Source organism: Pseudomonas sp. PS02302, from assembly GCF_029959585.1.
GTDB lineage: Bacteria > Pseudomonadota > Gammaproteobacteria > Pseudomonadales > Pseudomonadaceae > Chryseomonas > Chryseomonas aestiva.
Genome location: NZ_JASCON010000039.1, coordinates 1 through 24,255 on the forward strand (window position 1 = coordinate 1; position 24,255 = coordinate 24,255).

Genomic DNA, 24,255 nt, shown 5'->3' on the forward strand with positions numbered 1-24,255 from the left:
GGCCGCTCCTACGGAGGTCTCCGTGCCTGTAGGAGCGGCCCATGGCCGCGATCAGAGCTCTATCATGGGAGCGTCCGCATCGGCGGACCGCCGCGACCACGAGCAACACGTAGCCAGGTAGCGTGGAAAACCGCGCAGCGTCTTCCACACGCGGCTGCTCAAGCCGAGGTACAAACACCCTCGCCCTGGCAATTTACCTAAAGAGGGAAAACCCTGAGAAAGCCCGACCAGAAAAATCTCGCCCAAACGAAAAAGCGGCCACTAGGGCCGCTCTTCGATGGCTGCTGGTGTTCAGAACCAGACAACCTTTAAATGGCGCAGCGGACGGGACTCGAACCCGCGACCCCCGGCGTGACAGGCCGGTATTCTAACCGACTGAACTACCGCTGCGCATTACCTCGAGTGGTGGGTGATGACGGGATCGAACCGCCGACCCTCTGCTTGTAAGGCAGATGCTCTCCCAGCTGAGCTAATCACCCGTTTGCTCTCGAAGTGGGGCGCATTCTACGGAGGGGTTCCCGACCTGGCAACCCCTTTTTGAAAAAAAATTTCCCAGCACTTCCAAAGGCTTAGCGCCGCCCTCCGGCGCAACCGGAGAAAGCACGCATTCCCGACGACCACCGCGATCCGGGGTTGGCCTCCGGGGCGGGCGACGCGGATAATGCGCGCTTCGTTTTTGGGAGTGACACCATGTGGTTCCGTAATCTGCTCGTCTACCGTCTCACCCAGGAAGTCGCCTTCGAGACCGAAGCCCTCGAAGCCGCCCTCGCCGCCAAGCCCGCCCGCCCCTGTGCCAGCCAGGAGTTGTCCACCTACGGATTCGTCGCGCCCTTCGGCAAGGGCCCGGACCTGCCGCTGGTCCACGAAAGCCAGGGCTTCTTCCTGATCGCCGCGCGCAAGGAAGAGCGCATCCTGCCCAGCAGCGTGGTCAAGGAGGCCGTGCAGGAGAAGGTCGACGAGATCGAAAGCCAGCAGATGCGCAAGGTCTACAAGAAGGAGAAGGAGCAGATCAAGGACGAGATCGTCCAGGCCTTCCTGCCGCGCGCCTTCATCCGTCGCCAGACCACCTATGCCGCCATCGATCCCAAGCAGGGCTGGATCCTGGTCGATGCCTCCAGCGCCAAGCGCGCCGAGGACCTGCTCTCCACCCTGCGCGATGCCCTGGGCTCGCTGCCGGTCCGGCCGCTGGGCGTCAAGCAGGCGCCGATGGCCACCTTCACCGACTGGGTCAAGGCCGGTGACGCCACCCATGGCCTCTACATCCTCGACGAGTGCGAATTGCGGGATGCCGGCGAAGACGGCGGCGTGGTGCGCTGCAAGGGTCAGGACCTGACCAGCGAAGAGATCCAGAATCACCTGGGCGCCGGCAAGCTGGTCACCAAGCTGGCGCTGGCCTGGCAGGACAAGCTCGCCCTGCTGCTGGACGACAAGGTCACCATCAAGCGGCTGAAGTTCGAGGACCTGCTGCAGGACCAGGCCGAACAGGATGGCGGCGAAGACGCCCTCGGCCAGCAGGACGCCAGCTTCGTGCTGATGATGATGACCCTGGCGGAATTCCTGCCTCAGCTGATCGAGGCCCTGGGGGGTGAAGAATTGCCCCAGGGGCTCTAAGCTCATCTCAAGGCCGGCGCAGACCGGCCTTTTTTCTGCCCTCTTGAAAAGGAGTTTGCCATGCGTGCCCTGGCCGTCTTCAGCCGCTTCGTCGGCAATACCTTCGCCTTCTGGGTGCTGCTCGCCGCCCTGCTGGCGTTCTTCGCCCCCGCGGTGTTCAAGCCGCTGAGCGTGGCCATCGTGCCGCTGCTGGGGGTGATCATGTTCGGCATGGGCCTGACGCTCAAGGTCGAGGACTTCGCCGCGGTCGGCCGTCATCCCTGGCGGGTGCTGCTGGGCGTGGTAGCCCACTTCGTCATCATGCCGGGGGTGGCCTGGACGCTCTGCCAGCTGTTCCACCTGCCGCCGGAAATCGCCGTCGGCGTCATCCTGGTCGGCTGCTGCCCCAGCGGCACGGCGTCCAACGTCATGACCTGGCTGGCCAAGGGCGACCTGGCCCTGTCGGTGGCGATCGCCGCGGTGACCACCCTGCTCGCGCCCTTGCTGACCCCGGCGCTGATCTGGCTGCTGGCTTCCACCTGGCTGCCGATCTCCTTTGGCGGCCTGTTCTGGTCGATCCTGCAGGTGGTGCTGCTGCCCATCGCCCTGGGTCTGGTCGCCCAGCGCCTGCTCGGCCAGCGCGTCGGCGCCCTGGTCGAGGTGCTGCCGCTGGCCTCGGTGGTGAGCATCGTGGTGATCGTCGCCGCGGTGGTGGCCGCCAGCCAGGCACGCATCGCCGAATCCGGGCTGCTGATCATGGCGGTGGTGATCCTGCACAACGGCTTCGGCTTCCTGCTCGGCTATCTCACCGGCAAGTTCTGCAAGCTGCCGGTGGCCCAGCGCAAGTCCCTGGCACTGGAAGTCGGCATGCAGAATTCCGGGCTCGGCGCCGCCCTGGCCACGGCGCATTTCTCGCCGCTGGCCGCGGTCCCCAGCGCCCTGTTCAGCGTCTGGCACAACATCTCCGGGGCGCTACTGGCGACCCTCTTCCGCCGTTTCAAGGACGACGACGCACGCCCCTGAGGCTTCGCACCACACCTGCCGGACCAGCGCCTGGCAGGTGGCTTCGGTAAAGGGCTGCGGCCGGGCGATGCCGTAGCCCTGGGCATAGTCGACCCCCAGGGCGGCCAGCGCCGCCACCACCGCCTGATTCTCGGCGAATTCGGCGATGGTCTTCTTGCCGGTGAGATGGCCGAGCCGGTTGATCGCCTCGACCATGGCGCTGTCCACGGCGTCCTCCAGGAGGTGGCGGACAAAGCTGCCGTCGATCTTCAGGTAGTCCACCGGCAGGTGCTTGAGATAGGTGAAGGACGACATCCCGGCGCCGAAGTCGTCCAGGGAGAATCTCACCCCCAGGCCGCGCAACTCGTCCATGAACAGCCGCGCCGCATCCAGATTGGCCACGGCGCTGGTCTCGGTGATCTCGAAGCAGATCCGCGCCGGCGCGATCCGCCAGCGCTGCAGTTGCTGCCTGACGAAATCCGCCAGACCCGCCTCGCCCAGGGAATGCCCGGACAGGTTGATGGCCAGGGTGTCGAGCAACCCGCCGGGCAGCTCGGCGAAACGGGCCAGGGCCGCGGCGATCACCCAGCGGTCCAGGTCCGGCATCAGCCCATAGCGCTCGGCGGCCGGAATGAAGGCGCCCGGCGCGATCAGCCGCTCGCCTTCTTCCAGCCGCATCAGCACCTCCACGTGGCGATCCGTGGCGGTCTCCTGGCCCAGCCCCAGGATCGGCTGGACGTACAGGCGGAAGCTGTCCTCGGCCAGCGCCCGGTGCAGGCGCTGCACCCAGGCCATCTCGCCATGGCGCTGGTCCAGCTCCACGTCGCCCGGAGCGAAGACCTGGATACGATTGCGGCCCTTGTCCTTGGCCGCGTAGCAGGCCAGGTCCGCCAGGCGCAGCGCCTCCTCGGGCGCCAGGGCCTGGCCACCCAGGTGCACCACGCCGATGCTCAGACCGACCCGAAAGCCCTGCCCGGCCGCTTCGAACTGCAGGGTACCCACGCAGCAGCGCAGCCGCTCGGCGACCGCCTCGGCCTGGGCGGTCGTACGGTTTTCCAGCAGCACGCCGAATTCGTCGCCACCCAGGCGCGCCAGGCAGTCGTCCTCGCCCAGCTGCTGGCCGAGCAACTCGCACAGCTGGCGCAGCAGGCGATCGCCATGGAAATGGCCGGAGGTGTCGTTGACGATCTTGAACTGATCCAGATCGATGAACAGCAGCGAGGCACAGGCCAGGTCCGCGCGGGCCAGCAGGCGCTCCAGACGGGTCTCGAATTCGCGGCGATTGAGCAGCCCGGTGAGGGCATCGTGACTGGCCTGCCAGGCCAGATCATGCAGGAAGGCGCGCTCGCGGGTCTGGTCGTGCATCACCAGCACCACCCCGGTGCCGGATTCGTCCCGCGGCAACGTGGTCACCGTCAGGGCCACCGGCACCCGGGTGCCGTCGACACGCGCCAGCTGGTGTGCCAGGGGCTCGTCGCCCGCCAGCCAGTCCTGGCTGCGCAGGCGCTCGGTCAGCGGTCGGGTCGACGCCGGCTGCCCCTCGGTCTGGATGTCGAACAGGTGGGTGACGGGCGTACCCGCGGCCAGCCCCGGCCGCGCCAGCAGCCGCTCCGCCGCCGGGTTGTGATAGAGCAGCTGCCCCTGAGCATTCAGCGCCAGTACCGCATCGCCGAGGGAAGCCAGGATGACCTGGATATGTTCCTTCTCGGCCTGCAGCGCCTGCTCGGAGCGCCAGCGCTGCTGCACCAGGCTGTGCATGCGCCAGAGTGCCAGGAGCACCAGTAGGGCGCCGACCAGGACGTTGGCGATGAACAGCGCCTCGACCAACTGGCGCGAAGCCATACCCAGGCGCTCGGAGAAGGCCACCGTTTCCGGAATCATCCGGTCGTGCAGATCCAGCAGCTGGCGTTTCAGCGGAATCAGCGCCGGCCCCGGCCCCTGCAGCCTGATCAACTCGAAGCCGGTGCGCGCCAGGGCCTGGAATTCGTCCATGTAGGGATCGGTGATCTGCCAGCGGGCGATCACGCCTTCGAAGGGCTCTATATGCCGCGCCAGGCGAAACAGCGTGATGAGGCCCGCGATGTCGTCGGCGTCGTTGCCCGCCAGGCGCAGCAGCCGCGCCGCCTCGGCAGGATTGCCATCGGTATCCAGCTCCTGCCGCGCCGCCCGATCGAGATCGTTGACGCTGATGGACGCCAGATAATCCCGGTAGGACTCCGGTCGCCCCTCATCCAGATAGGCGCCGAGCGACAGCATGGCGTTGCCGAGACTCTTGCTCCACAGGCTTTCCGCGGACACGTAGGCACGCACCGTCGACAGCAGTTGCAGGCTGACGATGGCGACCAGGGCCTGGCAGGACAGGATGATGACGAAGGGCCAGACGACCCGCAGCGTACGCAGCGCAGAGGAAGGCGACAGTGAAGACATACAGCGATCCGCAAAAGGAGACAGGCGAATTCTTGCCATTGAGCAGGCATGTCGGCCGTTTCGCGGAAAACTGTTGGCATGGAAAACTGCTACGCTGGATTACCGGCGCCAAACAAGCGACATAGACAGGCTCCGGCCGCACCGCTGCCGGAACCTGCCGACGAACGGTAACCCGGCGGCCGTGACTAGTTGAAGGACGCCTCCAGCCGCGCCTTCACCTCGGGCCATTCGCGATCGGTGATGCTGTACATCACGGTGTCGTCGAGCCGGCCATCCGCCAGCCGCCGGTGATGACGCAGCAGCCCTTCGCGAACCGCGCCCAGCTTCTCGATAGCGGCCTGGGATCTGAGATTGGTCGCGGCGGTCTTGAGCTGCACGCGCACCAGCTGCCAGTGCTCGAAGGCATGGCGCAGCATCAGGTACTTGATATTGCCGTTGAGCCCGCTGCCATGCTGCTCGCTGTCGAGCCAGGTCCAGCCGATCTCGGCGGCGGGGAGCGCCGGCAGGAAGTCGGCGAAGCGGGTGGTGCCCACCAGCCGGTCGGCGATGCGCACGGCGAAGGGCAAGGCGCGCCCCTCGCGCTGCTCGGCCAGCGCCTGGCGATACCAGTCCGGGCGCAGGGGGCCGCTCAGGTAGTGCAGCGCTTCGCGATTGCGCTCGGCCAGGCTGACCAGCTCCAGCACGTCACCTTCCGCCAGGGGGTCCAGGCGCAGCGCACCACGTTGCAGGGAAATGGGCTGCGCTTGGAACATGACGGTCTCTCTCGCTTGAATCAGCCCGCAAACCTAACAGGGCCAGCCGTCCGGCTCAACCCACGGCGTCCCTCCACGTGCCGGAACTGACGTCTGGCGGCCCAAGGTGCGACACTTTGTCCGGGCGCGATGGGCGCCTGGAATGTCTGGAGTCGCCATGTCCCTGCCCAGCGGGCTGATCATCACCGTTACCCTTGGCTATCTGGCCCTGCTGTTCGCCATCGCCTTCTATGGCGATCGCCGGCCACCGCTCAGGCCGCGCCTGCGGGCCTGGGTCTACAGCCTGTCGCTGGCCGTCTACTGCACCAGCTGGACCTTCTTCGGCGCGGTCGGCCAGGCCGCCGATCAGCTTTGGTCCTTTCTGCCCATCTACCTGGGTCCCATCCTTTTCCTGCTGCTGGCGCCGCAGCTGGTGAAGAAGATGGTGCTGATCAGCAAGAAGGAAAACATCACCTCCATCGCCGACTTCATCGCCTCCCGCTACGGCAAGTCCCAGACCCTGGCCATCGTCGTCGCGCTGATCTGCCTGGTCGGCGTCCTGCCTTACCTGGCGCTGCAGCTCAAGGGCATCGTCATCGGCGTCAACCTGCTGACCGGCATCAATGCCGAGTCCCTGAGCACCCGCGCCCAGGACACCGCGCTGTTCGTCTCCCTGGTGCTGGCGGTCTTCGCCATTCTCTTCGGCACCCGCAACCTGGACGTCACCGAGCACCATCGCGGCATGATGCTGGCGATCGCCTTCGAATCCCTGGTCAAGCTCGCCGCCTTCATCGCCGTCGGCCTCTGGGTCACCTATGACCTGCACGACGGCTTCGCCGACCTGCTCGCCCGTTCGCAGCAGGCGCCGCAACTGCAGGACTACTGGCGCGAGACGCTGGACTGGCCAGGCCTGCTGATCCAGACCGGCGTGGCCTTCATCGCCGTGATGTGCCTGCCACGCCAGTTCCATGTCACGGTGGTGGAAAACACCGATACCCGGGACGTCAACCTGGCGCGCTGGGTATTTCCGCTCTATCTGGCGCTGGCCGCCCTGTTCGTCATCCCCATCGCCCTGGCCGGTCAGCTGCACCTGCCCGGCGGCGTACTGCCCGACTCCTTCGTCATCAGCCTGCCGCTGGCCCAGGAGCGTCCCTGGCTGGCCTTGCTGGCCTTCCTGGGCGGCGCCTCGGCCGCCACCGGCATGGTGATCGTCGCCTGCGTGGCCCTCTCCACCATGATCTCCAACGACATCGTCCTGCCCTGGCTGCTCAAGCGCCGTGGCCAGGTCGAGAGTCCCCATGCGGTGTTCAGCCACTGGATGCTCACGGTGCGCCGCGCCAGCATCGTGGTCATCCTGGTCCTGGCCTATTGCAGCTATCGGCTGCTGGGCTCGAATGCCAGCCTGGCCACCATCGGCCAGATCGCCTTCGCCGCCATCGCCCAGCTCGGACCGGCCATGGTCGGGGCGCTGTTCTGGAAGGCCGCCAATCGGCGGGGTGTCTTTGCCGGCCTCACCGCCGGGGCACTGCTCTGGGGCTACCTGATGGTGCTGCCGGTGGTGGCCACCAGTCTGCAGTGGCCGTTGCACGCCTTTCCCGGCCTCGCCTGGTTCGAACAGCCCGCGGGGGAGCGGACGCTGCAACCGACCACTGTCGGCGCCCTGGTCTCCCTGGCCGGCAACTTTCTACTATTCGCCCTGGTGTCGCTGCTTTCGCGCACCCGGGTGTCGGAGTACTGGCAAGCCGGGCGCTTCATCGCCCAGTACGCCCTGCCCCGACCGCGCAATCGCGCCCTGCTGGCGGTCAAGCTGGAGGACCTGCGGCTGCTCGCCGCCCGCTTCGTCGGCGACGAGCGCGCCCGCCTGAGCTTCAGCCGCTTCGCCGAGCAGAGCGGCCTGACCTATCACCCCGCGATGAATGCCAACAGCGAATGGATCGCCCAGACCGAACGGCTGCTGGCCGGGGTGATCGGCGCCTCCTCGGCACGCGCCGTGGTCAAGGCCGCCATCGAAGGCCGCGACATGCAGGTCGACGACGTGGTGCGCATCGCCGACGAGGCCTCGGAGGTACTGGAATTCAATCGGGCGCTCTTGCAGGGCGCCATCGAGAACATCTCCCAGGGCCTCAGCGTGGTCGACCAGTCGCTGCGCCTGGTGGCCTGGAACCAGCGCTATCTGGAGTTGTTCGACTATCCCGACGGCATGATCCAGGTCGGCCGGCCCATTGCCGAGATCATCCGCTACAACGCCCTGCGCGGCCTCTGCGGACCGGGCGATCCCGACGAGCACGTGGCCCGGCGGGTGGAGCGGATGCGCCAGGGCATCCCCCACACCTCGGAACGGACCTTTCCCAATGGCCGGGTGATCGAGCTGATCGGCAGCCCCATGCCCGGGCGCGGCTTCGTGATGAGCTTTACCGACATCACCGCCTTCCGCGAGGCCGAGCGCGCCCTGCGTGAAGCCAACGAAGGCCTGGAGCAGCGCGTCGAGGAACGTACCCGCGAACTGTCCCAGCTCAACCAGGCGCTGGAGGAAGCCAAGGCTCATGCGGAAGCGGCCAACCAGTCGAAGAGCCGCTTTCTCACCGCGGTCAGCCACGACCTCATGCAGCCGCTGAGCGCCGCCCGCCTGTTCACCGCCGCCCTCGCCCACCAGGACGGCCTGGCCCAGGAGGCCCAGGAACTGGTGCGCAACATGGACAGCGCCCTGAGATCCAGCGAAGACCTCATCGCCGATCTGCTGGACATCTCGCGACTGGAGAACGGCCGCATCCTGGCCACGCCGGCGCCCTTCTCCCTGGCCACCCTGTTCGAGGCCCTGGGCGTCGAATTCAGGGCCCTGGCGCAGAATCAGGGCACCAGCCTGCGCATCCGCAGCAGTCGCCTGGCGGTCAACAGCGACAGCAAGTTGCTGCGGCGGGTGCTGCAGAATTTCCTCACCAATGCCCTGAGATACGCCCATGGCCGGGTGCTGCTCGGGGTACGCCGCCAGGGCCAGAGCGTGAGCCTGGAGGTCTGGGACAGTGGCCCCGGCATCCCGGCGGACAAGCTGGAACTGATCTTCGAGGAATTCAAGCGCCTGGACAGCCATCAGACCCGCGCGGAAAAGGGCCTGGGCCTGGGCCTGGCGATCGCCGACCGCCTGTGCCGGGTACTGGGTCACGAACTCTCGGTACGTTCCTGGCCGGGTCATGGCAGTGTCTTCAGCGTCAAGGTGCCCCTGGCACCCGCCCTCGCCCTCCAGGCTGCGGCCGCCAGCGAAGCCGCCCAGCCGCTGGCCGGCGATCCGGTGCTGTGCATCGACAACGAGGACAGCATCCTGCTCGGGTTGCGCAGCCTGCTGGGCCGCTGGGGCTGCCAGGTCTGGACCGCACGCAGTCGCGAGGAATGTGCCGCCCTGCTCGCCCAGGGCGTGGTGCCGCGACTGCTCATCGTCGACTATCACCTGAGCGATGCCGACACCGGCCCGGATGTCGCCGAATGGATTCGCCAGGCCTTGGGACAGGACATCCCCGGTATCGTCATCAGTGCCGATGGCCGTCCGGAATGTCTGGAGCGGGTGCGTCAGGCGCGGCTGAATTTCCTGCCCAAACCGGTCAAACCAGCCTCGCTCCGCGCCTTGCTGAGTCGGCAACTGGCCCTCTCCGGTTGAGCGAATGCATAGGAGGCAGGTCGCAACGCCGAGCGGCCTTTCGTTCAGCGTCGATTAAGGTTGCCGCAGGCCGGAGAGACGGAACAATCCACAGCTTCTGTTGATAACTTTGTTGAAAACATGGTGGAAAAGAACCCAGAGCCTTGCTCTGCGGGCCCCCCAAACAAGTTGGTCATTTTTTAATCACTTTAATAAGTTCAACAGAATCAACAACTTAGTTCAAAAGCAGGATTTTCGGCAGGGAAAACCACGGTCCAGACAGGGCTTGACAAGCGCTAGCACAGCTTGTGCACAACTTTGGATAAAAATGACCAACGGATAACCGCGAGCTTTCGCACAATTGTCAAGTATTCGTGAAACAAATTTTTTCGAGGCGTCCGGGTGGGCGGCCCTGGAGGCGGGCCGCAGGCTAGAGCCGACAGCTGCGGCTGTAGGCAGGCTAAAGGCTAGCCTTGTCCTCTGCCGGTCATCGGGTAGACTGCCTGCTTTTGCTCAGGGCTGTCGTGGCGACGCCCAACCTGTCAATCAGGCATGGACGCGCCAGCCCTTCTGGAATAGCTCAGTCACATGAACGTCTTCATCGCGGGCCAACACGGCCAACTTTCTCAGGCGCTGCAACAACTGCTGGCCGCCAAGGCCCGGGTAACCGTCATCGGCCGGGCCCAGGTGGATTTCACCCAGCTGGAGGCGCTTCATGAACGCGTCCTGGCCGCGAAGCCCGACGTCATCATCAATGCCGCCGCCTACACCGCCGTGGATGCCGCCGAGAGCGATCCTCAGACCGCCACCCTGATCAACGAGCGGGTGCCCGAGGTCTTCGCCCGGGCCGCCCAGCAGCTGGGCGTCCCCCTGGTCCACTACTCCACCGACTACGTCTTCGACGGCAGCAAGGACGGTCGTTACCGGGAAGAGGATCCGACCTGCCCGCTCAATGTCTATGGCCGGACCAAGCTGGCCGGCGAGAACGCCGTGCGTGAACACGCCGAGCGCCACCTCATCCTGCGCACCAGCTGGGTTTATTCCTGGCAGGGCAACAACTTCCTGCGCACCATGGTGCGGCTGCTCAGCGAGCGCGACGAATTGAACATCGTCGACGACCAGATCGGCGCGCCCACCTGGACCCGCACCATCGCCGCCGCCACCGATCGCCTGCTCGCCCACAGCGACCGGGACGAACTCTGGGGCACCTATCACCTGACGGCCAACGGCACCACCTCCTGGTTCGGATTCGCCGAGCAGATCGCCCAGCGCCTGCGCGCGACCGGCCAGCTGAAGGCCCGCCTCAATCCAATCCCCAGCAGCTCCTATCCCACTCCGGCCCATCGCCCCATCAATTCCCGGCTGGCCACCGAAAAGCTGGCAGCGGTGCTGGGCGAGCCGCTACCCGACTGGCAAGCGGCTTTCGCCCAGTGCTGGAGCGAGCGCGAACTTCAGGTGAGCGGCTGAAACGGGCCGTCGGTCATACTTCTGGGATCTGCTCCAGAACTACCCCAGCCCCTTGAAGTCAATGGCACTGACCCCGCTCATGCCAGTCAGGTACGTCATGGACAACCCTTTCCAACTCATCGCCGCGGCTTTCGAGCATGACTTCCGGGTCAATTTTCGCATCGAGCGCCTCGACGGCAGCGTCAGCCTGACGCTGTCCGACGACAGTGGCGTCAAGGTCAAGCGGTTGATCAGCAAGCAGCAATTGCATGACCATACCCGCCTCGCGCGACTGATCGACAGCATCCGGCTGGGTATCGCCATCGACGAAGGTCATGGCGTCACGGCCTTGCTGGCCGGCGGCAGTGGCACCGTGAATCGTCTGACCGTCGCGAACTGAGCAGGAAGCAGCACTATGCACACCATGGAAGGCATCAGCAGCGGCCTGGCACAGGGCCCGAGCCCGGTCACCTTGCTCGACGGCCTGGAGACGGCGGAACCGCTGCATACCCCGCCCGTCTCGCTGTACCAGCTCACCTGCGCCCGTCTCGACGAGCAGCTGGCGCCGCTCAAGGTCTGGCCAACGCTGCCGGATCGTACCGGGCGCTTTTCCTTTACCTTGCTGGACCGCTGCGGACGCATCCTCTACCGCTCGCCGACCTTGCGTCAGGCGCTGTATCGGGAAGATGAACTGCTCAATGGTGTGATCGCCAGTGCGCGGCTGGCTGCCGTGCAGGTCGGACAGGGCTTTCCGTCCTGGGGTGTAGTGGACGTCGCCTGCCCCATGTATGAGCTGCCTGCCACTCAGCTGCCCTGTGCGGGATGCCGGCTGCTGAAATGCAAGAGCTGAGAGAAGCGTTGCGGCTAAAACTCCAACGCTAACTGCTTGTTTAGTATCTTTTTTAGCATCTTTGAATCTTCAACGTCCGAGACCAACGAATGCCAGGGCATCCGTACTGCAAGTCTCGCGCTGAAGCTTTCTGAGCCGAGTCGTTACTCGGAATATCTCAGCATATTGGCGCCCGTGGCCCGCAGCACCGCCATGGATTGCGGCGCCAGTGCGCCGGCCCGCAGCGATACGTCCTTGCGAACCTCGTCGATTACCGTCTTCAGCAGCTGGCTCTCGCCCAGTTGCCGGGCGCTGACCACCCGGTTCACCCGCGCATCGTCACACTGCTGATCCTGCACCGTCAGCACAATACTGCCATCAGGGCGAGGCGCCGTGACCGAGCATTTATAAGTACTGAAAGCGGCAGTCAGTCTATCTATGGCGTTTTCCATTCTTCCCCCTCTTATTTGTCTAGAAGTGCATGGACGATCAAATACGACGCAACTGACAGTGATAGAAACAGCAAAGTTCTTGCGCTCTACTTGAATAAGACCCGCAATGGCGCTAGTGCCCGATTTTGTGAGCCAGCTCTTCTAATTGGGTTTTGCTGCGGAACTTTCAGCGCAGCAAAATCGATAAGGTATGACCATTCGTCCGCCTTGCCGATCGTTGGGCTTCTTGCCTCCCGAACTTATAAAGGCGCCGGCAGAGCGCCATGGCGGCCCGGACCGGTGGAACCTTTGCTTCCGGCGCTCACTCGAAAGGGCTGAAACGGATACCCATCGCCTACCAGGAGCGCCCCATGAACGACAAAACCTCTCCCGTGATCAAAGACGAGCTTGCCGCTGACATCGATGAGCAGGCACACAAGCAGAACGCTGACCGGGTCCGTCGTCATCTGGGCGAAGCCGAGCAGGCACTGACCGACGAATTCCACACCCTGCTGGCAGACGCCGAGCAGCTGCTCAAGCACACCGCCAGCATGGCTGGTGAGCAGGCAGACGAATTGCGCGCCAAGCTGAGCTCCAGCCTGGAGCGCTCCCGTGATGTGCTCAAGACCAAGCAGGACGATCTCTATCGCCAGGGCGTCGCGGCCAAGGAAACCACCGAGGAATACGTGGTCGACAATCCCTTCAAGGCCCTCGGCATCGCTGCTGGCGTCGGTTTCCTGATCGGCCTGCTGGCCTCGCGCCGCTAAGCCTGGGGGACTGCCATGGACACCTCCTCTCCTCCACGGGAGCTGCCTGACGAGGCGCCCAAGCCATCGGTCAAGCGCCTCGCCGGCGCAGTGGTCGGCCTGCTGCAGAGTCACCTGGAACTGCTGGGCATCGAGGTTCAGGAAGAGAAGGTCCGCACCTTCCAGCTGTTTCTCTTTACCGGCCTGAGCCTGATCTTCGGCTTGCTGGTACTGGTCGGCGTCTCGGCAGCGGTCATCATCGCCTTCTGGGATACCTACCGCATGGCCGCAACGCTGGGCCTGTGCGCCTTCTATGCCGTGGCCCTGGTGATCTGCATCCTGCGGGCCCTGAGCCTGGTCAAGGGCGCGGCGCCCTTCCATGCCACCCTGGAAGAACTCAACCGCAACCGGGAGCGCCTACTGCCATGAACCAGCCGCTTACCTCTGCCACCAGCCAGGCGAAGCGCAAGGAACTGGTCCGGCTGCGCATGGAGATGTATCGCCAGCAGCTGATCTACAACGCCCAGCCGCTGCACAACCCCATCAGTCTCATCGGTGACCTGGTGCGGCCGAATCGGGACAGGGTGGCCAGCTCGGCGAAGAAGCCGCTGATGTTGGGCGCCACGGTGTTCCTGTCGCTGTTCGGCAAACGCCTGGGCGCGGTGGGTCGGCTGGCCCGTATTGGCCTGGCGCTCTACCCGATCGTCAACCGCCTGCAGAATCGCCATCGCGAGCAGACTGAGCAGCCGCTGCCACCCCCTCACTAGCGGTGCAACGAAGAACGGCTCCCTCGGGAGCCGTTCTGTCATCTGGCACCCTTATCGCATGGCTAAGCCGAACACTCTGCCCACGATAAGGATAGCCCCGTGTTTTCTGGCCAGCCCACTGCCTTCTTCCAACCCTTCATCGACACCGCGACCGGGTGCATCGCCGGCGTCGAAGCCCTGGGCCGTCTGCGTCAGGCCGATGGCCGCAACGCCTCCGTCGGGCCCCTGTTCGCCGATCCGGAGACCCCAACCGCGGAACTGCTGCAGCTCGACCGCACCCTCAGGGACGAGGCGCTGCGGCGCTTCGCCGGCGCGCCGGCTGACTGGTTTCTCAGCCTCAACCTCTCGCCACGCTGGATCAGCCAACTGGACGAAGGCGTCGAACTGCCCAGTCTGGCGCAGCTGCAGCGCTCCGGTATCGACCCGGCGCGGATCGTCTACGAGATCACCGAGGCGGCCGGCGATCTGCCAAGCCTGACCCAGGCCGTCGCCCGCTACCGCGAACTCGGCATTCGCATCGCCATCGACGATTTCGGTTCCGGCTATTCGCAACTGGATCGGGTGCTGGATCTGCAGCCGGATATCCTCAAGCTGGACATGCGGCTGTTCCAGGCCGCCGCGCGAGGTGGCCCCCGGGGCGACGCGGTCAAGGCGCTGGCGCAGATGGCCGAAAAGACCGGGTGCTGGCTGATCGCCGAGGGCGTCGAAACCGAGACCGAACTCGACTTCGCCCTGGAATGCGGCGCTCGCTACGTGCAGGGCTTTCTCTTCGCCGAAGCCACCGCCGAACTGGGCGCGAGCGACAGCCATCAGCAACGCTTCGCTGCCCTGCGCAGCCGCTTCGTCGATGGCAAGCTGGCCCAGCAGACCCGATTGCTGGAACTGCGCCAGCAACTGGCCGAGTTCGTCACCCGGCTCAGGCCCTGGGCGGAACATGGCGGCCCCCTGAGTGCCCTGCCCGATCCCCAGGCCTTTCCCGGGCTGCTGCGTATCTACCAGTGCGATCGTAGCGGTACCCAGATCACCCCGAACCTGGAATGGAACGGCATGTTCTGGCGCGAGAATCGTCGCTACCTCAATCACAACTGGTCCTGGCGACCCTATTTCTATGCCCTGCTGGCCGAAGGCTGGAATGAGCGCCGCCTGGCGCTTTCGACGGTCTATCGCGATGCCACCACCAACCAGTATTGCCTGACCGCCAGCCAGTTCCTGGAAAGCGGTCAGCGCCTGCTGCTGATCGACCTGGACGCCAGTCAATTGCCGGGCTTTGCCAAGTAAGCGGTGATGATCGTATGTTGCCGAGGTCAGAACGCAGAAGCGCCGCACGGCAACCGTCGGCGCTCCCCTTATCGATGATAGCTCGAGGACGGCCTTGGACTGGCAGACACTTCTTATCCGCGAACGGCTGGGCAAACCCCTGCACAGCCCGGATGAATTGGGGCGCAGCCCCTTTCACAAGGACCACGATCGCATCATCTTTTCCGGCGCCTTCCGCCGGCTGGGGCGCAAGACCCAGGTTCACTCCGTCACCAGCAACGATCACATCCACACCCGCCTGACCCACAGCCTGGAAGTCAGCTGCGTCGGGCGCTCGCTGGGCATGCGCGTGGGCGAGAGCTTGAGGGGGGCACTGCCCGACTGGTGCGATCCGAGCGATCTCGGCATGGTGGTGCAATCGGCCTGCCTCGCCCACGACATCGGCAATCCCCCCTTCGGCCATTCCGGCGAAGACGCCATCCGCTACTGGTTCACCCAGGCCGCCGGCCGCGGCTGGCTGGACGACATGAGCGAGGCGGAGCGCCAGGACTTCCTGCATTTCGAAGGCAACGCCCAAGGCTTCCGGGTGCTGACCCAGCTCGAATACCACCAGTTCGACGGCGGCACCCGCCTGACCTACGCCACCCTCGGCACCTACCTCAAGTATCCCTGGACCTCGCGCTATGCCGCGGCGCCCGGGTACAAGAAGCACAAGTTCGGCTGCTACCAGAGCGAACTGCCGCTGCTGGAGCAGATCGCCGAGAAACTCGAACTGCCGCTGCTGGGCCCGGAGCGTTGGGCACGGCATCCCCTGGTCTACCTCATGGAAGCCGCCGACGACATCTGCTACGGGCTGATCGATCTGGAAGACGGCCTGGAGATGGAGCTGCTGGACTATGCCGAGGTCGAGGCGCTGCTGCTGGGCCTGGTTGGCGACGACCTGCCGGAAACCTATCGGCAACTCGGCCCCAAGGATTCGCGGCGGCGCAAGCTGGCCATTCTGCGCGGCAAGGCCATCGAACACCTGACCAACGCCACCGCCCGCGCCTTCGTCGACCAGCAGGACGCCCTGCTCGCCGGCACCCTGGGCGATGACCTGGTCGAGCACATGGCCGGCCCGGCCAAGCTCTGCGTGCAGCGCGCCAAGGCGCTGGCGCGGGAGAAGATCTTCCACGACAAGCGCAAGACCCTGCACGAGATCGGCGCCTACACCACCTTGGAGATCCTGCTCAACGCCTTCTGTGGCGCCGCCCTGGAGCAGCACCGAGGGCGCGAGCCGTCATTCAAGAGCCGCCGCATCCTCGACCTGCTGGGCAACAGCGCGCCCGATCCTTCCTGGACCCTGCACCAGGCCTTCATGCGGGTGATCGACTTCATCGCCGGCATGACCGACAGCTACGCCACCGCCATGGCGGCCGAGATGACCGGGCGTTCCAACCCGGTCTAAGGAGCGCCGCGATGGCCACCGCACCCCGCACGCGCAAGGGCCCTGGCAGTCGCTGGCTGGCCGCCCAGGGCTGGAAGGCCTTTCCCTTCCAGCGCGAGGTGGCCAAGGCCATCGCCGCCGGCGAATCCGGCCTGCTGCACGCCACCACCGGCTCCGGCAAGACCTATGCGGTCTGGCTGGCCGCCCTGGATGCCTTCGTCGCGCCCAGGCCGATCACCGCCAAGGGCCTGCCCAGCAAGCGCAAACAGGCACCACCGCCGCTCACCGTGCTCTGGCTGACGCCCATGCGCGCCCTGGCGGCGGATACTCTGCGCGCCTTGGAGCGGCCGTTGCTCGACGAAGAACTGGAATGGACCCTGGGCCTGCGCACCGGTGATACCGGCAGCAGCGAGCGCGCCCGGCAGAATCGCCGCCTGCCGACAGCCCTGGTCACCACCCCCGAAAGTCTGTCGCTGCTGCTGTCCCGCGAGGACGCCGGGGAAGCCCTGGGCCAGGTTCGCCTGGTGGTCATCGATGAATGGCACGAATTGCTCGGCAACAAGCGCGGCACCCAGACGCAACTCGCCCTGGCCCGCCTGCGGCGCTGGAATCCCGGGCTGCAGACCTGGGGCCTGTCGGCCACCCTCGGCAATCAGGCCCATGCTCTGGATGTGCTGCTGGCCGGCGCCCCGGGCCAGCTCGTCCAGGGTCGTCAGGACAAGCGCCTGCAGGTGGACACCCTGCTGCCCGAAGGCGGCGTCGAGCGCTTCGCCTGGGCCGGGCACCTGGGCATGCGGCTGCTGCAGCAGGTGATCCGCGAACTGGAAGACAGCCCCACCACCCTGGTCTTCACCAACACCCGCGCCCAGACCGAACTCTGGTATCAGGCGCTGCTGCAGGCGCGCCCGGACTGGGCCGGCCTGATCGCCCTGCACCATGGCTCCATCGAGAAGCAGGCCCGCGAGTGGGTGGAGGCCGGTCTCAAGAATGGTCAGCTCAAGGCGGTGATCTGCACCTCCAGCCTCGATCTCGGCGTGGACTTCCTGCCGGTGGAGCGGGTGCTGCAGATCGGCTCGCCCAAGAGCATCGCCCGCCTGCTGCAACGCGCCGGCCGCAGTGGTCACGCACCGGGCCGCGCCTCGCGGGCGACCCTGGTGCCCACCTACAGCCTCGACCTGCTGGATGCGGCGGCCACCCGTCGTGCCATCACCGCGGGCGAGATCGAGGCACGCACCGCCCCGGTCAAGCCCCTGGACGTTTTGGTGCAGCATCTGGTGACCGTCGCCCTGGGCGGCGGCTTCGAACCGGACGACCTGCTACCGGAGATCCGCAGCGCCTGGGCCTATCGCCAGCTCAGCGAAGGCGAATGGATCTGGGCGCTGGCCTTCGTTCGCAACGGGGGCGCCTCGCTGTCGGCCTATCCGGACTATCGCCGTGCCGAGCCCGATGCCGAAGGCATCTGGCGGGTGCCCGACAAGCAGCTGGCCAAGCGGCATCGGCTGGGCATCGGCACCATCGTCAGCGAGACCAGCCTCAATGTGCAATTCTGGTCGAAGGGCGGCGGCGGCAATCGCCTGGGCAATATCGAGGAAGGCTTCATCGCCCGGCTGCGACCTGGCGACCACTTTCTCTTCGCCGGTCGCACCCTGGAACTGGTGCGGGTGGAAAACATGACGGTGTACGTGCGCCGTGCCAGCGGGCGCAAGGCCGCCATCCCGCGCTGGAGCGGCAGTCGCATGCCGCTCTCGGATACCCTCGCCCAGCACGTGCTGGCTTTGCTCGAAGACGCCGAGGTCCAGCGTTACGAAAGCCCGGAAATGCGCCTGCTGCAACCGCTGCTGGATATACAGCGGCAGTGGTCGGCGCTGCCCAGCGCCCATTACCTGCTCGCCGAGACCCTGGAATCCCGCGAAGGCTCGCACCTGTTCCTCTATCCCTTCGCCGGCCGCCATGCCCATCTGGGGCTGGCCAGCCTGCTGGCCTGGCGCCTGGCGCAGCGGCGCCCCTGCACCTTTTCCATCGCCGTCAACGACTATGGCCTGGAACTGGTCTCGCCGGTCAGCCTGGACTGGCAGGACCTGCTCGATGCCAGCCTTTTCACCACCGACAATCTGGTCAGCGACACCCTCGCCAGTCTCAACGCCGCCGAGCTCGCCCAGCGTCGCTTTCGCGAGATCGCCCGCATTTCGGGGCTGATCTTTTCCGGCTATCCGGGGGCGCACAAGAGCAACCGCCAGCTGCAGGCCAGCAGCAGCCTCTTCTATCAGGTCTTTCGCCAGTACGACCCGGACAACCTGCTGCTCGGCCAGGCCCAGACCGAAGTCCTGCGCCAGGAACTCGATGCCGATCGCCTGCAGCAGACCCTGACCCGGACTGGCGCCCTGCCCCTGCGCCTGGTGAACCTGGACCATCCCTCGCCCTTCGCGCTGCCCCTCATGGTCGAGCGGTTGCGCGAGAGTCTGAGTTCGGAAAAGCTGGCCGACCGCATCACCCGCCTGGTCGGCGATCTGGAACGCGAGGCCGGGCCCGACGAGCGAGCACGCGCCTTCGATCCCGAATCCCTGGTGCAACCCAGTCATGACAGCGATCTGACGCCGCGCCGTGGCGCTACTGCGCGGCGTCCTCGCGTACAGAAATCCGGTCGTCCTCGATAACGATCCGGCCCTGGCGATAGAGATGGCCGATGGCCTTCTTGAAGTTGCCCTTGCTGACGCCGAACAGCTGGTGGATCAGGGCTGGCGGACTGCTGTCGCTGAGCTCCAGCACCCCGCCGCGCGCCTTGGCCAGGGCGATGATCTGCTCGGCGAGATCGGCGCCCGCGGCGGCTCCCTGAGCCTGCAGGGTCAGGCTGATCTTGCCGTCGGCCCGTATCTCGCGAATGAAGCCGCGCTCGCGCTGACCCAGGCGCAACGGCTTGAAGGCCTCGTTGCGATGCACCAGGCCCCAGTGCTTGTTGTCGACGATCACCTTGTAGCCGAGGTCGGTCTGCTCGACCACCAGCAGCGGCACCGGCTGGCCGACCTTGTAGCGCGGCGGGTCGCGGTCCAGATAGCGATCCAGGCGTGCGGTGGCGACGATCCGCCGGGTGCGGGCGTCCAGATGCACGTGCACCACGCAATGGTCGCCCACCTGCAGCGGACGCTTCTCTTCCGAGTGCGGCAGCAGCAGGTCCTTGGGCAGGCCCCAGTCGAGGAAGATTCCCACCCGACCGACCTCCACCACCCGCAGACTGGCGAAGCCGCCGACCTGCACCTTCGGCTTCTCGGTGGTGGCGATCAGGCGGTCTTCGCTGTCCAGATAGAGGAAGACATTGAGCCAGTCGCCTTCGGCGCAGGGTTCGTCCCGCGGCGCATAGCGACGTGGCAGCAGCACCTCGCCATCGTTGCCGGCATCCAGGAACAGACCAATGGGGGTGTTGCGCAAAATCTGCAAGCTGTTGAAGCGACCCAGCAAGGCCATGAACGGAGACTCCTGTAGAAAGCGGTCCATTTTACCGCGATCAGCAAAGCCACGGCTCGACCGCTGGCCCACATCATCGAAAAGGTCGCTCGGCGTCACGCGCAGCGCTGAGGGCGGCACGGCAGTGCTGGGTGACGAATCTCGGCCCGACCTGGCTCGATCCCTGCACCGCGCGGCGCTATGAGGTGCCGAAGACACGCTTGCAGGGCCGCAGCATCCTGTCATAGCGGATGGCGGCCGCTGACGGCGTGGAACCATCGCCTGAAGGGAAGCGGCCCACATTCATTCGGGCGTGAGGTGTGCGCCTACCGCTTCGGATCGAACCCCGTGACCGCCTGACTCAGGCGGTCAGGCAGTCAGCTGCGAGTGGAATCTCTATGAAGAGACCGACCGTATCTGCCTCGACGCGCATCGCCGCGACGACCGTATTCAACAGGAACGGATTGGTAGCCTGCTCGTTGGTCACTATGCGCTGGGTCAGCTTGATCGCCTGCTGCGCGTGGTAAACCGCTATCAGTATCTCATCGAGGTTCAGGCGACGAAGCTCGACGCGGTATCCGGCGAGGCCATGGCCCAGTGCGCGTCCTGCGCTTTCCAGTCCGTTCTTCACAGTAGATCCTTGGACCCTTGCGGTCCGGGGTAATGATTCGAACGAAATAATAGCACCTAGCCAGCATCCGAATTGAGCAGGTCATCACCGTTTCGACACCACTGGCCTACGAGTCCCGCCACGCCAGGCTAAGCCCTCGCCCGCAACGGCTGGGCATGGCTCAGGCCGGCCACGGAATAGCTCTGCCTGGACGCCAACTGGCGACATCTCGCCGCGCAGGACCAGGGTGCCGACCTGCAACGACGTTCAAAGGAGCCTGCAGGGGGCGCATAGGCTCCTGAAAAACCTGCAGAACCATCAGGTGCGCAATACGGCTTGCCGAACTCGACGTACTGCCCAGCGTCTCGCTCCCCGGTACCCTCCGTTCAGGAAACGATTCAGCACGGATCGCTGCTCGCAGTCGATGGGTCAAGGCCCAGGATCGTGCTCGACGTCCCCTCCTCCAACGGCCGTTTGCCCGCTCCAGCTACCGCTTCGATCATGGTCGGTAAAGTCAACATCGGGCAGCTCAAAGGTCTTGTTTTGCGCAAGCCAGTCTGAGACCATCCATCGCTGTCAGGTGAGGCTGTCTCTACAAAGCGGCTCATCTGTCGAGAACCTGGAGTACATCAGGGCCAGCTTTCGCGGCATGGGTTTCTCCTCGTTTCAAAACTGTCGTCCTTCGTGGACAACAACGTCATCTTATTCAAGGAGAAATCCATGTCTACTCGCCAAACTGGCACCGTCAAGTGGTTCAACGACGAGAAAGGCTTCGGCTTCATCACCCCCCAGAGCGGCCCGGACGTGTTCGTTCACTACCGTTCCATTCAGGGTAACGGCTTCAAGAGCCTGCAAGAAGGCCAGGCCGTTTCCTTCCTGGTCGTGCAAGGCCAGAAAGGCCTGCAGGCCGATGAGGTGCAGGTGATCTAATCACCCGCCCTCTCGAAAAAGCCCAACCCCCGGTTGGGCTTTTTTTTGCGCGGACGTTGGCCCCTGCCAGTTTTCGCTATCACCACTTGGGGATGAGGTGCGTCTCGTGAAAACCTTCGCTGCCCTGCTCTGCCTGCTCCTGCTCGCCGGTTGCGCCGCCTTTCCCGGTGACGAACTCTCTTCCCAGCCATTCCGCGCGTCCCTGAGCGAGCAACCGCAACGCCCCAATGTGCTGGTGGAATTCAATTTCTATCGCGGCACTGTCGAGGACGCCAAGGACGCGACGTCGATCGCCGTCGCCCGCGAAGGCCTGAAGCCCCGGCTGCGCGAGATCCTGGCAGGCTCCCAACTGTTCGACCGCATCACCCTGGTGCCGGAACCCGGCAGACCCGACGACGCCCTGCTGCGCCTCAAGCTCTACAACAGCACCTCCTACGCCGCCGCCATCGCCAGCGGCCTGATCACCGGCGCCACCTTCTTTCTCGTCCCGGGTACCGCCAAGGACGACTATGTGCTGACCGCCGAATGGATCGCGCCGGGAAGCGGACCGTCCACCCGCGTGCGCAACGCCAGCTCGGTGCGCACCTGGATGGGTGTCTGGTTCCTGCCCCTGGCCGCCAGCCATCAGGCCGGGACCGCCATCGAGGAATCCTTCGCCCGCCAGGTCAGCGACGCCCTGCGCCAGCTGCAGAGCGCCGACGCGTTCGCCGACCACTCCTCGCCCCAGGGGAACGGCGAAACGTCTGCGCCAGTCACACCTTGACCAGCAATCACGTAGACGAGGATCCCATGGCCGAAGAAAAGCGCAAAGCCGACGAACGCGAACTGCCCAAGGACGAAAAGCCCCTGCGCACCGAGCACGCCAAGACCGACGACGGGCGCGATCCGCCTTCGCCCAACAGTCCTGACCGTACCAAGGACGCCACCGGCTACAACTGATCCCGCCCTTTCCGGAAACGACCGCTGCGGCGGTCGTTTCTTTATCCGCGCCCTGCCCCTTGGGGTTGGCTCGCCCCTCCCTCCTTACTGCATAATGCCCACACTCCGACGTCTATCGGCCCCTTTTCTCTTCAACTAGGCCGGTACCCTGCCAAGGTGTGTGTCCCGATGCGAAAGACCTTCCGATCTCTGGGCCTGCTGCTGAGCTGCTGCGCCCTGGGCTTTTCCCTGCCCGTCAGTGCCGATACCTCCTACCTGCCGCCGCGAATCGAAAAGGCGATGCAGACCAACAAGATTCCCGGCAGCGACCTGTCGCTGGTAATGCTGCCCCTCGATGGCCCGGGCGAGAACGACTACTACAATGCCGACGTCTCGGTGAATCCGGCTTCGACCATGAAGCTGATCACCACCTTTGCCGCCCTGGAACTGCTGGGTCCCACCTACCAGTGGAAGACCGAGTTCTATACCGACGGCACGCTCAAGGACGGCATCCTCAACGGCAACCTCTATCTCAAGGGCGGCGGCGATCCCAAGCTGAACATGGAGCGGCTGTGGCTGCTCATGCGTGACCTGCGCGCCAATGGCGTGCTGGAAGTCACCGGTGACCTGGTGCTGGATCGCGGTCGCTTCGTGAAGCCCAACCTGCCGGCCTTCAACGACGACGGCGAAGACGAGAACAAGACCTTCCTGGTCGGTCCGGACTCGCTGCTGGTCAATCTCAAGTCGGTGCGCATGGTAGTCCGCTCGGCCGATGGCCGGGTCAGTGTCTCCATGGATCCGCCGCTGACCAACGTCAACATCGACAACCAGATGCGCGCCACCGGCAAGAGCGGTTGCCCGGCCTGGCCGGAAGTGCGCTTCAATCCGGTACCCCAGGCCGATGGCAGTACCAGCCTGGTGGTCAGTGGCCAGTTGCCGGACGGCTGCAACGCCCAGAGCTATCTGTCGCTGCTCGACCACCCGGCCTATACCGCCGGTGCGGTGCGGGCCATCTGGCAGGAACTGGGCGGCAGCATCAAGGGCCGTACCCGCGAGGGCAGCGTACCGCGCAATGCCGAGGTGCTCGCCCGGGCCTTCTCGCCCGATGTGGTGGAGATCATTCGCGACATCAACAAGTACAGCAACAACACCATGGCCCAGCAGCTGTTCCTGTCCATAGGTGCGCAATTCCGCACCTCGGCGGACGCCGACGACAGCAAGGCGGCGCTGCGGGTCATCCGCTCGTGGCTGGCGCGCAAGGGCATCAATGCCAGTCACCTGATCATGGAGAACGGCTCCGGGCTGTCCCGGACCGAGCGGGTCAGTGCCCGGGAGATGGCGGAGATCCTGCGCGCCGCCTGGCAGAGTCCCTACGGGCCGGAGTTCATCTCTTCGCTGCCGCTGGCCGGCATGGACGGCACCCTGCGCAAGCGCATGAAGAATTCGCCGCTGACCGGCCAGGCCCACATGAAGACCGGCACCCTGAACAACGTACGGGCCCTGGCGGGCTTTGTCCGGGACGCCAACGCGCGCAACTGGGTGGTGGTCGCCATCCTCAACAGCAGCCGCCCCTGGGGGGCTTCGTCGATCCTGGACGAGGTGGTGCTGGACCTCTATCTGCGCAGCCGCCAGGACGGCGCGGTCGCCAACTGACGTGCAAAACAAAACCGGCGTCTGCTCGCGCAGACGCCGGTTTTGTTTACCACACTCGGCAAGGCAGGCCGGAAAGCCGACGTTACCGCGCTGCACCGCATTGGGCAAGAACTTTGTCCAATACACCCTTGTGGGGCATTTTCAGGCCTTTGGCAGGCTAGATCATGCCGAGCAAGAGCAGCACCAGCAGGACGACCAGAATGGCGCCCACGATACCGGACGGGCCATAGCCCCAGCTGCGCGAATGCGGGAATACCGGAAGTCCACCGATGAGCAGGACCAGCAGCACCAGAACCAGGATGGTCGAGAGAGTCATCTGCCATTCTCCATGAAGGCCAAGGGTCGACCGTCGCCGTAACAGCTTGATACGGAGCGAACGGGCTTATTCCATGGACCCGCGCCAGCGACGGAAAATCCCGACGTCGT

Annotated in this window: 22 protein-coding genes and 2 tRNA genes; 16 read left to right on the forward strand and 8 right to left on the reverse strand. The window is 65.3% G+C overall.

Annotated elements, in window-relative coordinates; translation table 11 throughout:
* Positions 1–313: 313 nt before the first annotated feature.
* A tRNA-Asp gene (locus tag QMX82_RS14370) sits at positions 314–390 on the reverse strand.
* 13 nt (positions 391–403) lie between these two features.
* Positions 404–479, reverse strand: a tRNA-Val gene (locus QMX82_RS14375).
* A 211-nt stretch (positions 480–690) separates the two neighbouring features.
* Here QMX82_RS14375 and rdgC point away from each other — a divergent pair.
* Together rdgC and QMX82_RS14385 are read left to right on the forward strand one after the other, a co-directional pair.
* On the forward strand, positions 691–1,611 hold the full coding sequence (gene rdgC / locus QMX82_RS14380; protein WP_158893974.1) for a recombination-associated protein RdgC: 921 nt from the start codon (positions 691–693) through the stop codon (positions 1,609–1,611).
* A 60-nt stretch (positions 1,612–1,671) separates the two neighbouring features.
* On the forward strand, positions 1,672–2,613 hold the full coding sequence (locus QMX82_RS14385) for a bile acid:sodium symporter family protein (RefSeq protein ID WP_282284689.1): 942 nt from the start codon (positions 1,672–1,674) through the stop codon (positions 2,611–2,613).
* Here the strand turns inward: QMX82_RS14385 and QMX82_RS14390 are convergent.
* On the reverse strand, positions 2,563–5,019 hold the full coding sequence (locus tag QMX82_RS14390; RefSeq protein ID WP_282284691.1) for a putative bifunctional diguanylate cyclase/phosphodiesterase: 2,457 nt from the start codon (positions 5,017–5,019) through the stop codon (positions 2,563–2,565). The genes QMX82_RS14385 and QMX82_RS14390 overlap by 51 nt on opposite strands.
* Before the next feature lie 185 nt (positions 5,020–5,204).
* Positions 5,205–5,771: a GNAT family N-acetyltransferase gene (locus QMX82_RS14395; RefSeq protein WP_027596845.1), complete on the reverse strand. Its 567-nt coding sequence runs from the start codon at positions 5,769–5,771 to the stop codon at positions 5,205–5,207.
* A gap of 157 nt (positions 5,772–5,928) precedes the next feature.
* Between QMX82_RS14395 and QMX82_RS14400 the strand changes: the two genes are divergently transcribed.
* From QMX82_RS14400 to QMX82_RS14415, 4 genes are all read left to right on the forward strand, one after another.
* The gene (locus QMX82_RS14400) at positions 5,929–9,399 is read left to right on the forward strand and encodes a hybrid sensor histidine kinase/response regulator (protein ID WP_282284728.1); all 3,471 of its coding nucleotides are present in this window, start codon (positions 5,929–5,931) and stop codon (positions 9,397–9,399) included.
* Positions 9,400–9,966: 567 nt separating this feature from the next.
* Entirely contained in the window at positions 9,967–10,845 is an 879-nt protein-coding gene (gene rfbD / locus QMX82_RS14405; protein ID WP_208694675.1) for a dTDP-4-dehydrorhamnose reductase, read from the forward strand.
* Between the two features lie 97 nt (positions 10,846–10,942).
* Positions 10,943–11,224, forward strand: a complete 282-nt coding sequence (locus QMX82_RS14410; RefSeq protein WP_064306571.1) for a DUF3509 domain-containing protein — start codon at positions 10,943–10,945, stop codon at positions 11,222–11,224.
* A 15-nt stretch (positions 11,225–11,239) separates the two neighbouring features.
* Positions 11,240–11,674, forward strand: a complete 435-nt coding sequence (locus QMX82_RS14415; protein ID WP_282284732.1) for a hypothetical protein — start codon at positions 11,240–11,242, stop codon at positions 11,672–11,674.
* 143 nt (positions 11,675–11,817) lie between these two features.
* On the opposite strand, the gene QMX82_RS14420 is transcribed toward QMX82_RS14415, so the two are convergent.
* Positions 11,818–12,105, reverse strand: a complete 288-nt coding sequence (locus tag QMX82_RS14420) for a DUF3509 domain-containing protein (protein WP_007159080.1) — start codon at positions 12,103–12,105, stop codon at positions 11,818–11,820.
* A 350-nt stretch (positions 12,106–12,455) separates the two neighbouring features.
* On the opposite strand from QMX82_RS14420, the gene QMX82_RS14425 reads away from it, so the two are divergent.
* The 6 genes from QMX82_RS14425 (at position 12,456) to QMX82_RS14450 (ending at position 18,934) form a co-directional block, all read left to right on the forward strand.
* The gene (locus QMX82_RS14425) at positions 12,456–12,851 is read left to right on the forward strand and encodes a DUF883 family protein (RefSeq protein ID WP_282284733.1); all 396 of its coding nucleotides are present in this window, start codon (positions 12,456–12,458) and stop codon (positions 12,849–12,851) included.
* A 15-nt stretch (positions 12,852–12,866) separates the two neighbouring features.
* Positions 12,867–13,259 (forward strand): phage holin family protein, encoded by a 393-nt coding sequence (locus QMX82_RS14430; RefSeq protein ID WP_133859534.1) that lies wholly within the window; start codon positions 12,867–12,869, stop codon positions 13,257–13,259.
* Entirely contained in the window at positions 13,256–13,597 is a 342-nt protein-coding gene (locus QMX82_RS14435) for a hypothetical protein (RefSeq protein WP_282284734.1), read from the forward strand. The genes QMX82_RS14430 and QMX82_RS14435 overlap by 4 nt, the downstream gene beginning before the upstream one ends.
* A 99-nt stretch (positions 13,598–13,696) precedes the next feature.
* Positions 13,697–14,875 (forward strand): EAL domain-containing protein, encoded by a 1,179-nt coding sequence (locus tag QMX82_RS14440; RefSeq protein ID WP_282284735.1) that lies wholly within the window; start codon positions 13,697–13,699, stop codon positions 14,873–14,875.
* 94 nt (positions 14,876–14,969) lie between these two features.
* Complete coding sequence (locus tag QMX82_RS14445) at positions 14,970–16,301, forward strand: deoxyguanosinetriphosphate triphosphohydrolase (protein ID WP_282284737.1); 1,332 nt, start codon at positions 14,970–14,972, stop codon at positions 16,299–16,301.
* 11 nt (positions 16,302–16,312) lie between these two features.
* Positions 16,313–18,934 carry a ligase-associated DNA damage response DEXH box helicase gene (locus QMX82_RS14450; RefSeq protein ID WP_282284738.1) on the forward strand — a complete coding sequence of 874 codons (2,622 nt, stop codon included), beginning with the start codon at positions 16,313–16,315 and terminating at the stop codon, positions 18,932–18,934.
* Here the strand turns inward: QMX82_RS14450 and QMX82_RS14455 are convergent.
* Together QMX82_RS14455 and QMX82_RS14460 are read right to left on the reverse strand one after the other, a co-directional pair.
* Positions 18,888–19,739, reverse strand: coding sequence for a CvfB family protein (locus QMX82_RS14455; protein ID WP_133859538.1), 852 nt, complete (start codon positions 19,737–19,739; stop codon positions 18,888–18,890). The genes QMX82_RS14450 and QMX82_RS14455 overlap by 47 nt on opposite strands.
* Before the next feature lie 340 nt (positions 19,740–20,079).
* Positions 20,080–20,349 carry a hypothetical protein gene (locus QMX82_RS14460; RefSeq protein ID WP_261793991.1) on the reverse strand — a complete coding sequence of 90 codons (270 nt, stop codon included), beginning with the start codon at positions 20,347–20,349 and terminating at the stop codon, positions 20,080–20,082.
* Positions 20,350–21,048: 699 nt separating this feature from the next.
* Between QMX82_RS14460 and QMX82_RS14465 the strand changes: the two genes are divergently transcribed.
* The 4 genes from QMX82_RS14465 to dacB all read left to right on the forward strand — a co-directional run bounded on the left by QMX82_RS14465 (position 21,049) and on the right by dacB (position 23,829).
* Positions 21,049–21,258, forward strand: coding sequence for a cold-shock protein (locus QMX82_RS14465; protein WP_007159089.1), 210 nt, complete (start codon positions 21,049–21,051; stop codon positions 21,256–21,258).
* 106 nt (positions 21,259–21,364) lie between these two features.
* A complete protein-coding gene (locus QMX82_RS14470) occupies positions 21,365–22,021 on the forward strand; it encodes a hypothetical protein (protein WP_282284756.1) in 657 nt (218 codons plus the stop codon).
* A gap of 26 nt (positions 22,022–22,047) precedes the next feature.
* Positions 22,048–22,197: a hypothetical protein gene (locus QMX82_RS14475; protein WP_017639713.1), complete on the forward strand. Its 150-nt coding sequence runs from the start codon at positions 22,048–22,050 to the stop codon at positions 22,195–22,197.
* 168 nt (positions 22,198–22,365) lie between these two features.
* A complete protein-coding gene (gene dacB / locus QMX82_RS14480; protein WP_007159092.1) occupies positions 22,366–23,829 on the forward strand; it encodes a D-alanyl-D-alanine carboxypeptidase/D-alanyl-D-alanine endopeptidase in 1,464 nt (487 codons plus the stop codon).
* A gap of 157 nt (positions 23,830–23,986) precedes the next feature.
* Here dacB and QMX82_RS14485 read toward each other — a convergent pair whose 3' ends face one another.
* Positions 23,987–24,145: a DUF3309 family protein gene (locus tag QMX82_RS14485; RefSeq protein WP_007159093.1), complete on the reverse strand. Its 159-nt coding sequence runs from the start codon at positions 24,143–24,145 to the stop codon at positions 23,987–23,989.
* Positions 24,146–24,255: the final 110 nt, after the last annotated feature.

Excerpts from the sequence above, each read along its gene's own strand:
- QMX82_RS14475 (WP_017639713.1), top strand. The coding sequence starts at position 22,048 with ATGGCCGAAGAAAAGCGCAAAGCCGACGAACGCGAACTGCCCAAGGAC.
- QMX82_RS14465 (WP_007159089.1), top strand. The coding sequence starts at position 21,049 with ATGTCTACTCGCCAAACTGGCACCGTCAAGTGGTTCAACGACGAGAAA.
- rfbD (WP_208694675.1), top strand. The coding sequence starts at position 9,967 with ATGAACGTCTTCATCGCGGGCCAACACGGCCAACTTTCTCAGGCGCTG.
- QMX82_RS14390 (WP_282284691.1), bottom strand. The coding sequence starts at position 5,019 with ATGTCTTCACTGTCGCCTTCCTCTGCGCTGCGTACGCTGCGGGTCGTC.
- rdgC (WP_158893974.1), top strand. The coding sequence starts at position 691 with ATGTGGTTCCGTAATCTGCTCGTCTACCGTCTCACCCAGGAAGTCGCC.
- QMX82_RS14420 (WP_007159080.1), bottom strand. The coding sequence starts at position 12,105 with ATGGAAAACGCCATAGATAGACTGACTGCCGCTTTCAGTACTTATAAA.
- QMX82_RS14395 (WP_027596845.1), bottom strand. The coding sequence starts at position 5,771 with ATGTTCCAAGCGCAGCCCATTTCCCTGCAACGTGGTGCGCTGCGCCTG.
- QMX82_RS14415 (WP_282284732.1), top strand. The coding sequence starts at position 11,240 with ATGCACACCATGGAAGGCATCAGCAGCGGCCTGGCACAGGGCCCGAGC.
- QMX82_RS14410 (WP_064306571.1), top strand. The coding sequence starts at position 10,943 with ATGGACAACCCTTTCCAACTCATCGCCGCGGCTTTCGAGCATGACTTC.
- QMX82_RS14430 (WP_133859534.1), top strand. The coding sequence starts at position 12,867 with ATGGACACCTCCTCTCCTCCACGGGAGCTGCCTGACGAGGCGCCCAAG.
- QMX82_RS14425 (WP_282284733.1), top strand. The coding sequence starts at position 12,456 with ATGAACGACAAAACCTCTCCCGTGATCAAAGACGAGCTTGCCGCTGAC.
- QMX82_RS14385 (WP_282284689.1), top strand. The coding sequence starts at position 1,672 with ATGCGTGCCCTGGCCGTCTTCAGCCGCTTCGTCGGCAATACCTTCGCC.
- QMX82_RS14400 (WP_282284728.1), top strand. The coding sequence starts at position 5,929 with ATGTCCCTGCCCAGCGGGCTGATCATCACCGTTACCCTTGGCTATCTG.
- QMX82_RS14450 (WP_282284738.1), top strand. The coding sequence starts at position 16,313 with ATGGCCACCGCACCCCGCACGCGCAAGGGCCCTGGCAGTCGCTGGCTG.
- dacB (WP_007159092.1), top strand. The coding sequence starts at position 22,366 with ATGCGAAAGACCTTCCGATCTCTGGGCCTGCTGCTGAGCTGCTGCGCC.
- QMX82_RS14435 (WP_282284734.1), top strand. The coding sequence starts at position 13,256 with ATGAACCAGCCGCTTACCTCTGCCACCAGCCAGGCGAAGCGCAAGGAA.
- QMX82_RS14485 (WP_007159093.1), bottom strand. The coding sequence starts at position 24,145 with ATGACTCTCTCGACCATCCTGGTTCTGGTGCTGCTGGTCCTGCTCATC.
- QMX82_RS14455 (WP_133859538.1), bottom strand. The coding sequence starts at position 19,739 with ATGGCCTTGCTGGGTCGCTTCAACAGCTTGCAGATTTTGCGCAACACC.